This is a genomic window from Dietzia sp. E1, from assembly GCF_014145015.1.
GTDB classification, from domain to species: domain Bacteria; phylum Actinomycetota; class Actinomycetes; order Mycobacteriales; family Mycobacteriaceae; genus Dietzia; species Dietzia cinnamea_A.
Map to the genome: position 1 here is coordinate 1 of NZ_JAALDU010000523.1, position 1,837 is coordinate 1,837.

Consider the following 1,837-nt stretch of genomic DNA (forward strand, 5'->3'; position numbering starts at 1 on the left):
ACCTGGGCGATCCTGGCGTGGATGATCATCATGATCGCGGCGATCGTCGGCGCGTGGCAGGGGTCGGAGTCCCGCTACGGGGCGCTGCCCGAGATCACCGTCGCCACCGACCGCGGGCAGGAGAAGGTCCTCCCGTTCACCGCGACCGACCTGGACGGCAACACGTACAGCAACCCGGTCGGCGAATTCCACGTGCAGGACGAGCACACGTTGACGGTCCGGCTACCCGGCGAGCTGCGGTCCGCGACGATGGACGTCTACGAGGTCCGCGCCGACGGGGTGCGCGACTACACGGTCGAGGCGGACGGACCCGGCCAGCTCCTCGTGCCCGTGACCACCCCGGAGGAGGGCCGGATCGAGGGCCTGGCCATCCGGGCGGTGGCGATCGTCTACGCGGCGGACGGCTCGGAGTCGATCCTCAACGGCGAGTGGTCGGTCGGCTTCACCTACGAGGACTGACCCACCGAACGCACTGGAGCCGGGCCCTCGCCCGGCCCTGCACCGTGACGGGATCAGGCGTCCAGCTCGCGCGCTACCGCGCGCAGGACCGAGGCCACCCGGCTCGAGATCTTGTGGTCCGGTCGGTGACCGCGCCGCAACTCCGGCTGGACGGTCGACTCGAGCACCTTGATCATGTCCTCGACCATCCCGTGCAGCTCATCGGGCGAGCGCCTGGGTCCGCCGCGCGGGGCGCGCTCCTCGGCGACGGTCGGCTCGTCGTGGACCACCACGCGCAGCGCCTGCGGACCGCGGCGGCCGGAGACCATGTCGAACTCCACACGCTGACGGGGGCGCAGGGTCTCCACGCCGGCGGGGAGCGCGTCCGCGCGTACGTAGACGTCCTCGCCGCCCTCCTGGGACAGGAAGCCGAACCCCTTCTCCGCGTCGTACCACTTGACCTTGCCGCTGGGCACCGCGAACCACCTTCCGTCCCGGGCGCGCACGGGCGCGACCGACAACTCCACTGACGATCAGAGACTACCCTCGTGCGCGTTGGTGACGGCCGCGAGGCGAGCGGTACCCTCCCCTGTGTGACCTCCGACGATCGACGCCCGGCCGACGACCCCTGGACACCCGACGCGTCCGCCTCCGGTGACGCGCACGCGCCCGCGCGGCCACGTCGCCGCGGGCTGTTCGTGGCCGCGCTGATCATCTTCGCGATCGGGGTCGTCTTCACGATCGTCGCCGCGCTGACGCCGTTCGTGCTCGACCGTGACGCGCCGACGATCCTGTACCTCGGCGCGATGTTCTTCACTCCGGTGGGCTTCCTGCTGGGCCTCGCGTACGCCATCCTCGGCTCGCGCCCGCCCAGGGTGTGACCAACTCCACCCTCGTGGTAACGACCCAGGTAACGAGCAGATAACAGCGCGCTATCTCCGCCCGGGCGAGCTCCTTTTATTTCAGAATGGTGACGATCCGGCATCGAACCGCTACTGTTCCGTAGCAGACTCGTCAGCGAGTCGGCACCGGCCGCACCCACCGAACCCCGCCCTGCGGCCGACGCCACTGTGACCATTACCCGGGCGGGGACGGGGGACCCGACAGGGCCCACGACGGGCCCGGCGACCGCAGGTCGCCTTGGGGTGAAGCCGCCGCCGGCGGCCGGACGCACTCGTTTCCGAACCCGACAGCTCACCTCGTAGGCACAGAGTGAAAAGGACTGACGCGTACATGACCTCGTACACCGGACGCCACCGCGCCGCCACCCCCTCCTCCGCACCCAAGACCGCCGTCAAGGTCGTGCTCGCCGGCACCGCCTTCTCCGCCGCGAGCCTGGCCCTCGCGCCGGCCGCCAACGCCGCGCCCGACTCCGACTGGGACCGTCTGGCCCAGTGTG

At 70.8% G+C, this 1,837-nt stretch carries 3 protein-coding genes and 1 riboswitch; of the genes, 2 read left to right on the forward strand and 1 reads right to left on the reverse strand.

The annotated features are described in order from the left end of the window. The coding region (locus G6030_RS15005) for a DUF2771 family protein (protein WP_241724389.1) at positions 1–459 on the forward strand (459 nt) is incomplete at its 5' end. 53 nt (positions 460–512) lie between these two features. Here G6030_RS15005 and G6030_RS16785 read toward each other — a convergent pair. After that, positions 513–914: a cold-shock protein gene (locus G6030_RS16785; RefSeq protein ID WP_061229338.1), complete on the reverse strand. Its 402-nt coding sequence runs from the start codon at positions 912–914 to the stop codon at positions 513–515. A gap of 117 nt (positions 915–1,031) precedes the next feature. Between G6030_RS16785 and G6030_RS15015 the strand changes: the two genes are divergently transcribed. Further along, positions 1,032–1,319 (forward strand): hypothetical protein, encoded by a 288-nt coding sequence (locus G6030_RS15015; protein WP_007626818.1) that lies wholly within the window; start codon positions 1,032–1,034, stop codon positions 1,317–1,319. A gap of 181 nt (positions 1,320–1,500) precedes the next feature. Then, a riboswitch (cyclic di-AMP (ydaO/yuaA leader) is annotated at positions 1,501–1,660 on the forward strand. Positions 1,661–1,837: the final 177 nt, after the last annotated feature.